This window comes from Luteibacter sp. P4_D7_3 (assembly GCF_056401735.1).
Genome location: NZ_JBFUIT010000158.1, coordinates 1 through 8,786, shown reverse-complemented (window position 1 = coordinate 8,786; position 8,786 = coordinate 1). Strand labels below are relative to the sequence as shown.

The 8,786-nt window shown below is 63.6% G+C and carries 1 protein-coding gene; it reads right to left on the bottom strand.

The genetic code is table 11. From position 1 onward, the window contains the following. A partial coding sequence (locus tag AC1DSN_RS13940; RefSeq protein ID WP_477331194.1) for a two-partner secretion domain-containing protein occupies positions 1-8,757 on the bottom strand: 8,757 nt, incomplete at its 3' end. Between the last annotated feature and the right edge of the window lie 29 nt (positions 8,758-8,786).

The following is an 8,786-nucleotide window of genomic DNA, read 5'->3' as shown; positions in this document are numbered from 1 at the left end:
CGCATTGGCATAGTCGTCATAGGTCGTAAAGTTCGCCGGTGACGGAGCCGTCTGGTTGATCGCGTTATGCGGGTTGTACGTCAGGAACCCCAGCGCGTTCTGCTGCACGTAAGACGACGACCAGCCGAAATTCGTGGCGCCGTTATCGCCGAAYGCGAAGATGTACTGATTGTAGTTCGCGTAGTACTCATCCTGCTGACCCTTGGACGGTGCCGTCAGCGGCTGGTAAAACGGATCCTTGCTGATGTCGGCTACGCCGCCACCGGGCGTCTTGAACTCACTCGGGTCGCCGTCGGCCAGGTTGATGGTTCCGTTCCAGGCGTTGTTCTGGTCAAGGTAAGCCTGCGCCACCTGGTATTCCGCGACCGCGGCGTCATACAGCGGGTCGCCGGGCGTCGTGTCGTTTAGTTGTGCACCATCGTTCTGCTGGTAGAAGCCGTCGGTGATACTTGCCTTGAGGTCGAGGTTACCAGCGGCGCGTACAGTGAGAATCGGCGCCTCGCCGTTGTAGCGATACGCCAGCTGCGGCTTGCCATCAGTGCCGGTCACGCCGGCACCGAGGTTCCAGTTGGTGACGACTTCGATATTGCCGCCGTTGGCGCCATCGATCGGATTGCGCAGCTCGATGCCTGGACGAACATTAATGTTGGCGATGCCATCGAAGCGGTTGCCGAAGGTAAAGCCCGGCTGCTCCACGAAGCCCATCAGGGTGCCTGGGCCATTCGCGGGATCGCCACCGGCGTACCCGTAGAAACCGGCGTGGTCGGTATTGATCGCGTCCGGCGTGAAGTAGTACTGGTCCATGTACGTCGCTTGCTGGGCGGCATCGGCCGGCGGCGGGAGGACATTGCCCTTGCCGTCGTTCCAGGTGCCCGCCACCATCGTCTTACCGTCTGCCGTGAACCAGCCGGCTGGATCGATGACGCCGTCAAAGTGCTGCGCACTCGTAGAGCCATCCTTGGTGCTCCACACGGCGAACGGCTCGATGGTGACGTCACGCGCACCCTTGATCGACGCGGGATTGTCGATCGTGATCGGTACGTCCCCGTCGGCTAGCAGCGGTGCACGAATACTGAGCCTGCCGCCGGCGAAAGCGGTATCTGCTCCGCCGGAGACATTGATCTGGGCGCCGGACCCAACGTGCACGTATCCGGCATTCGCCCGATCGACGATCTCATACCCATACGTCGGATCGAGGGCGCCGTCGCTCGAGCCCGTCGTGCCCAGCACGACATCACCGCCACGCTGTTCCGGCGTGGTCACATGGGCATCCAGGGTGCCATTGATGTCCAGGCCCTTGAGAGCCCACACCTCGATGCGGCTGCCCGCCGGAGAGCTGGCATCTACCGTGCCGTCAATGCGCGCGTTACCACCGTTGGCGTAGAGGTAAACCTTGTTCGACTTCAGCGTCGTGCCGGTGGACAGGGCCAGATCGCCCTGCCCGCTGGTGATGTCCGCCAGGCCCGTCGAGCCGCTGGCGGCGACGAGGCCGGCCACGGTGTCGAGATCGAGCGCGCCACCCGTACCGATGGTGAAGTATCCGCCGCGATAGCCTTGTGCCGCGTGGCCGTCGTAAGTGCCGCCAAGCAGCAGGGCGCCTCCCGCGACGGCCTTGAAGGTACCGGCATCGCCCGCTTCAGTGGCGCCGCCGTAGCGCAGGGCGGCGCCATCATCGATAGCGATATCGCCGGTGGCAGTCAGCGCCAGGTTGCCGCCCGGTGCGTACGCCGCCGTGTCGAAGAACTGCTTGGTCACACCACCGACGTCAAGCGTCGTGCCGCTGGCCACATGGACGCCACCCTGGGTCGCGTCCAGGGCCAGACTGCCCGCCACTGCCGTGAGGTTCATGCCATCGTCAATGCTGCCAGCGCGCAGGTTGAGAGCACCGCCCAGACCATCGGTCGAGAGCGGTGTGCCCTGGGTGCCATGGAGGCGCATGGCCCCGGTCGTGAGCAAGGTGGTTGCCGAACCGCTGTTCGCCACGAACACCGGTGCGGACAGATCCACGGAGGCGGCGCCGAAGTCCACGCCACCCTGCCCGGCGGCAACGAGGCCGGACGTTGCCACGCCATCGAACGCGCTGAAACCGTGGAGCGATGCCGTGCCCTGGCCGAAGTCGATTTCACCCGCACCGACACTCAATGTACCGCCGCCAGCCAACGCGCTTCCGGCGGACGCGCCAAGTACGTTCGCAAAGGTGATGGTTCCCGCGTGCAGACTGACATCATGACCATCGCCCGTGAACGCACCGGCGCTCAGCACGAGGTTGTTGTCGACGGCGATTTCCTGTGCGCCAAGGAAATCGATGTTTCCACGACTACGCAGCGTGACCGAATCGGAGCTGCGCCACTGCGCCAGCGTCGCGGCGCCGATCACGAGGCCATCGTCCGGCGCTGTTGCACCGGCACCGACAAAGGCAATGCGACCGGCCGTGGCATCGATGTTCTTGCCGGTCAGCAAGGCATTGTCGTCCACGCTCACACGACCGGTAGCGTCCAGTGAGAGGGCGTTGCCGCCATCGACCATCGCGCCCGCACCGATCGTCAGCGAGCCGCCCGGCGAACCGGCGACCAGACCCAGACGCGAGATGGGGGCCGCGCCGTTCTGCGAGACGCGCAGCAGTGAGCCGTTGCCGTCCACCGCCGCCACCGGCTTGCCGCTGGCATCCGTACCAGCGTCCTGACCAAACACCAGTGGCTGGCTGGCCACCGGATTGCCCGCGCCACGTGCAGTGAGAACGCTGCCGTCCTCGAGCGTGATGCCATCGCCACCCGCGCCGGCAACCAGCACGATCTCCTGACCGGCGAGCGGGTGGGCTGCATCGTTCGACAGCAAGATGGAATCGGCCGTTACATCGACGTGATCGCCGTCGGTACCGCTGCTGCGTGTGCCACCGAGCAACAGGCTACCGGCGCCAAGCGTGGTGAGCCCGTCCGCGGCAACACCCAGATAGCCATCGCGCGCCGTTTCACCCGCGCCAAGCACCTGAATGGCCTGGCCTGCAATGTCGACCTGCGACGTTCGACCACCCGCGCCCGGCGTCGCGTCGAGCGTCGCACCGAGGTCGAGCTGGTGCCCGGCACCGATCTGCAGTCGCCCTGCATCGGCAGCCAGCGGCGGCGCCACCTGCCCTTTCTTCGTCGCCGCAGCGTTGAAGAAGGTGTCGGCATCGGTGAGGCGATATTGTGAGTACTGCTGCCAGGTCGCGGCCGACTGCACCACGAAGGTGGTGGTACGCGCATCGTGAGCGCCCGTCAGTGCATCGCCGTAGTAACCACCCACGGAGTAACCACCGTCGGTGAACGCCGCGGCACGACCAACGACAGCATCACGCGAGGTCGTGTCCTGGTAGATGCGCATCGCACCCGGCAAGGTCGCGTACTGCGCCGGCAACAGCGTGTAGTAGCCTGCCGCCAGGCCTGGGACGCCGGACAGGTACACCTGGCGGCCTACGCCAGGCTGGGCGACGCCGCTGGCGTCCATGGACAGATCCGTCGCCGCCACCGCGCCATGGTACCCCGGCAGGATGGCGTAAACGGTGGCTCCGTTCGGTGCCGTCGTGAGCAGGTCACGGGTACCACCGGTACCGGGCACAAACTCCGAAGCCTGGAGATGACCGCCGCCGTCGAGATCGATCGTTGCACCCGCGTCGAGTGCCACCGAATCGCCGGCCACTTCAATCTGCTTCGCTGGCGGAGCGGTGACAGTCGTTGCTGGGTTACCGGGATGCAGGGTGTAACGCCAGTCGACGCCATCGATCGTGTTGCCGTAAGGCACCGTAAGCCCGTCGAGCGATACGGACGTGATGCTGCCCGGCGCCAGATGCACACTCTTGGTGCTTGCCAGTGCCGGGAGCCCGGACGCGAGTCCAAAGTCGCTTGCATCCGCCAGCGGATCCGTCGTTCCCAGGACGATGCTTCCCGAGGGGACGCGGATGGTGCCTTGCTGTTCGATGTGGTCAGCGCTGACGAGAAGCGCGCCACCCGCAGACAGCGGCGTGGTCGATGCATTGCCCGAAGGAAGGAAAGTGATGCTCGTTTCCCGTGCATTGCCGTCCGCATCGGGTAGACCTGATGCATTCGCATTAATCGCGAAGCGATACCCGCTGGTCGGATACACCTGCCCCGCCGAGAAAACGAGGTCGCCCGTACTGAAAAGCATCCCGGGCGAGACCGTCAAGCCATCAGTCGACGCGTAAAACGCCGGCAGCGTGAAGCGAAGGTCGTCTTTGGCATTGAAGCTGGCCTGCCGCCAGCCTTGCAGGTTCACCATGCCGCCCATGTCGATGGTGGCCGCATTGACATCGAGGATGCCGTCGCCCGCCGCAGCCACCGGTGCCGCGTTAGTGCTGTAGGCACCGGGCTTGCCAGTGATATGCACATAGGGTGCGCTGAGGGTGACCTTGCCCGCACCTTGTATGAAGCCGCCAGGAAGATCCACCTGCGTCGCAGTCGCCGGCAATGCCTCGATGCCGAATGAATTGATAGCGATCTGCCGCCCGAGATTGAGGTTAACGTCACCAGCAAAGCCGAGCGGAAGAACTACCTTGTTGCTGAATGGCTCGCCGGCCCCCGGACCGAACTGCAGGCTGCTGATGCCTGAGCCGTTGAAAACGTCGGCGGCGAACTCGAGCGTGCCGTCCGCGCCGGCAACACCGCCATCGAACACGTCACCCTGGGCAAAAGCCGGTTTGCGGTCGTACGACTGGCGCACGAGGATGCCCTTGGCTGTGACCAGAGCGTTGGGGTCGTTCTCGTCCATCGCGACGATCTGCAGCGAGCCGCCCTCTGCCGAGGGTCCGCCGCCATGGCCGTCGAGTGTCGCGCCGATATAGAGACCTGCAGAAGCACCGAACACGATGCTTCCGGCGTCGCTCCACACCGCAGTGGGTTCCACAGCACTTGTCGCACCGTTCAGACGCCGCGACGCGGTAGGCAAATCAAACGTATCCGCTGCACCGGAGACGTCAATGCGGGCGCCATCATCGGCGACGACAAACGTTTCGTCGCCGCCAGTCAAGGTAACCGAGCCACCCGAAAGGACGTCACCCACCCTCGGTACAACACGTCCCGCCTGCCCGTTCGCGGGCGCGACATGACTGTTCACCAGCGAAACACCACTTGCGTCGATCGTCGATTCGCCGCTGACGCGCACACGCGATGTCAATCCGGTATCGGCACTTGGAAAGTCACCCGGGGAAAAACCAGTGGCAGCGAGATTGATGGCACCACCGTGCGCCGTCAAACTACCGTCGACCTCGACATTGTGCAACGCCGAAATATCGATGACGCCGCCGGCATCGACAGTAACTGCGGCACCTATACCGACAGTAGCCGTTCCCGATACGCCAGGCACCAGACGTGGGCCACTCAATGGACGCGTGAGATCCAGAGGCCAATTCAGGTAGTCGCCCGCGGTTAACGTGAGGCCAGGCGTCTGATCTACCGAAGTGCCTCGCGTCGCCCAACGCTGCCAGTCATCAAGGAAGCCAACACCGGTAACGGCGGTCGTCGCGAACAGGTCGGACCCGGTGGGTAATCCGCGCAAGCCATCGATGTCGCCTAGCAGGTTCGCCGGCCGTACCACGACGTTCGTGCCATCCGCGATGGTGGCGTCAGTGACCGAATACACATTGTACCGGCTGAAACCCTGGCCGGAAAAAAACGCAGGAGACAGCCATAGGCCGTTGGAGAGCGCCATATCCGAAGGGTCGCCACCGATCTGAACCTGTGCGGCTCGCAACGTTAAAGCACCGCCGCCTGCGAAACCCCAACTGCGGAGCGTGCCGTCCAGCTCCACGCGACCTTGGTCGAACGATATGGGTGGCGTTTTACCGTCCCACACGCTTCCGGTGGCCGGCACATAATAGGTCTGCAGTGCAATATTGCCGCCGCGCCCCGCCGGAATGCCATGATCGAGGCTCACGTTACCGTGCGTATCGACGTAGCCGCCACCGCTAACATCGATCGTACTGCCACTGGACAGAATGATCGAACCGGTGCCATCGTCGCTGACGCCATTTTTGCCGGGCCCAAGCTGAGCGTAGGTGGAAAGCATGACGGTTCCACCTTCGGTCCAGCGATCCCCCTGGATATGTCCGGCGTCCAGCCCAGTGTCGTTGACCCACTGACCCCGAGCGCTGAGCAGAGAGCCATCGTGAAGTGTAATGTCTGCGTACGGGTACTGAAAGGCGTTGTAGGGCTGGCCCGGCGATACCGCGAGCCCCGTCGTAGCGATCGAGATGTTTCCCGCTGGAGCTTCGATGCTGCCGTAGATGTCTACACGAGGTGCAGTGATCGACACGCTACCGCCCGGCTGGAGCACGAGATGCGTGCCCGCGGCCTCCTCGACTGGCGCCGTGGTGGTTGCCAGATTGACCGTGTTGAAGCCCGCCTTGCCCAACGTGTCAGCGCTTATGACCATCCAGGGTGCATCGAGACCCTTCGCAACATCCAGGTCGCTCCAATCCGTATCGCGATCGAAACCCGGCAAGAGTGATTCGAGCGTGCGCGACATCTGCTGCAGGCGAACACCAAGGCTTCTGCTGGTACCACCGGCAGCTGCCGTTGTCATGTCGAACGCAAAGGTACCTCCATCCGGCTGGGTGCCATCGCTGGTCTGCTGCGTTCCAGGCGTAGCCTGGGCGGAGATGTCACCGTCAAGCGCGAGGCCCGTCGTCGCGTGCACCGTGAGCGTTCCGGCGTCAGCACCCTTGACGAAGCCTTCTTGGTAGCGCCTCGAGCCACCCATGATGGGCGAGTTGTAAGTTTCGCTGATGCCCCAGCGCGCGTGGGTGCTCGTGTACTGCCCAGCGAAGCCGACATAGTCGACGTTCGGATCAGCGGACGCGATGTTATAAATCCGCCCGTCCGAACCAAGAAGATTCGGCGTGGTAATCCAGCCAGACTGGTAGGCGAGATAGCCACCGTCCAGCGCCAGACGAGAACCCGTACGCGCGACTACCTCGAGGCCGTCCAGCGTGATATGGCCGCCGCGCGTCAGCATCTGGTCGATGTCGCGCGGCATGTTCTGTACATAGCCTGCCGCGTTGAGGATAGGACTGCCGATCCAGTCCAGACCATCGGCACGCGTGCCCGACGCCGTGCTATCAAGCACGACGTTCTTCTGCGTATAAAGAAAGCTGTTGCGCAGAAGTGGCGAGTCGGCCAACTCGTTCTGTCCGATGCGCGGAATCGTGACCAGCAGCGCCGACATCGGTAGCTCAACGTCGGCAAGGCCCGAGACGTCAACCGTTGCACCACTATCGATGTAGACGCGACCGTCACCAGCGACCTCTGACGCACCCGTATTGCCCAAGGCCTGCAGCGACACGTTTCCGCCGGGTGCCTCGATCAACGACCCACTGTCGAGCGTGACGCGCGACCCGGAAACATTAATGCTCCCAGGTACAAAGACTTTATCGGCGTCGGCGGTTGAGGTGGTGGTGGCACCGTCCTCTTCGGGCAGAACTGCCGTGACCGAACCTGCTCCAAACTCTACCGGGCCATTAACAAAACGTGTCCCGCCCGCGATGCTGATACTGCCGGGACGCGAGATGCTCGTCGAGGTTACGACGACTCCGTTCTGGTCTACGCGCGGGCCCGCCAGGTTGATCGAGCCACGACGGGCCTGAATCAAGCCGCTATTCTCGATGCCATCGTCAGGACCGCTCGGAATGAGGGTGTTATTGACAAATTTCAAGTCACCGTTTGCACCGACGTTATCCAGCTCCGTCGCCGATTGCAGGAGGATCTGACCATCGTCCGCTACGATAGCGCCGCGATTGACGATCTTTGGTGCAGCAACCAGGACGAACCCGTCCGCGCCTGCATTGATGGACGCACCCTTCTCCACGACCACGCTAGCGCCACCTGGCGCCGTCGCATCCGTCAAAAACGTCGGCAGGTTGCTGCGCAACGGGTCAACAAGACCCGAAGTGAGGAAGGTATCGTTACTGGTCTTCGTATCCTTCGAGAACAGATACATCGAACTCGCCACGAGCGAGTGCGTATTTACCTGCGCGCCCTGCCCGAAGATCACACCATTGCGGTTGAGCAGGTAAACCGTGCCTTCCGCCTTCATGCTGCCGAGGATCTGGCTCGGATTGGCGGAGGGATCGTTAACGCGGTTCAGCGCGATCCAGTCGTTACCGCCCCCGCTCAGGTTGCCAGCGCTCTGGTTGAAATAGAGTGTGGTATCCCGACCTACGTTAAAGCTGTCCCAGGTCAGGATCGCCTTCTTCGCCGTCTGTTTTACTTCCACCGTGTGCTTGCCCGCGGCCACGGTATCCGTCGGCTTGAGAGCGTTCTGCCACAGCGTAGGATCGGTGGCGATGCCCGCTGCGGGGTTCAGGCCGCCCGCCGCCATGCCATTAGGCACGTTGGAGGCCAGCTGCGCCGCGGCGCTCTGTGCGTCCTTCTGCGCCTGCATCTGCGCGGCGAGCGCCGAGGCTGCCGTATTGAGGTTCTGGATCGACTGTTGTACCCGCTGCTGCAGCAGGGCACTACCCGGCGAGAAGCTGACGTTGTTGCCGTTGTTTGCACCGGCGGACGGTGCCGATGGCGGCGTGGCGCCCGGCTGCTTCGTCGCGAACCAGGCCGGGCTGAAGGCCGGGGGCGTGGTTGCCGCATGAGCGACACCACCGCCGAACAACGCCATGGCGATGAACTGGCACATGGCCTTGCGGCGGAAGGTCGGCCGCGGCTTGGGCGGCGCCGGGCGGCGGGAATCGGCTTCGGTGCGGGTGCGTACGATCATGACAGACCTCGGAATACCTTGTTATGGGC